Origin of the sequence: Flavobacterium geliluteum (assembly GCF_017948595.1) — a bacterium.
Classification (GTDB): Bacteria; Bacteroidota; Bacteroidia; order Flavobacteriales; family Flavobacteriaceae; genus Flavobacterium; species Flavobacterium flavipigmentatum.
On record NZ_JAGFBV010000077.1, the window covers coordinates 1 to 666 of the forward strand.

Annotated in this window: 1 protein-coding gene; it reads right to left on the reverse strand. The window is 35.3% G+C overall.

What is annotated here, in order from left to right:
* Positions 1-272 precede the first annotated feature (272 nt).
* The coding region (locus J3495_RS19025; RefSeq protein WP_317192651.1) for an ISAon1 family transposase N-terminal region protein at positions 273-666 on the reverse strand (394 nt) is incomplete at its 5' end.

Consider the following 666-nt stretch of genomic DNA (forward strand, 5'->3'; position numbering starts at 1 on the left):
CAATCACTGTTTCTGCTTTAGTTCCTGCAACCATAGCCACTATGGCGCCTTTTCTACCTTTACCGGATTTGTTGGTTAAAATAGTATAGAGCTCGCCATTGGAAAGGGAGGTTTCATCTATGGATAAACGTTTTCCGATATTCTGTGGAAAAAGAAGCCATTTTTTAGCATGTGGTAGTTGATCCCAAACTTTGAAATCACTTAGAAAATCTTTGTATTGGCATTGCAGGTTTCTACCAGAAACTCCGTAGAAAGAGGCAATGGTATTACAATCATTTGGACTGGAATCTATTGATTTCTTTTAAAAAAGACGCAAACTCCTGGGTGATACGAGTTCCGTCTGCTACTAAATTCCAATCTCTAAAAACCACTTTTCCAGTATCTTCATTAAGCCATCTTCTGCGAGTAATATGAAGATACACCTGATGTCCACGGATAGGAAAATCCTGAACTGTTATCTCTTCAAAGAATCCTTTTGAACTTAATTTTGATTCTCTGTATTCTTTAGGTATCGAATTAATCTCTTTTAAATACAGATGTAGTGTTTCCTCTTCTTTTTTATAAGAAGTAAGTTCAAAGTAGTCTACTAGTATCTCAGGCAGTAACAACTTAAGGATATCGATAAAAGAATCTTGCATTAGGGTATAATTTGAAAATACAAATATC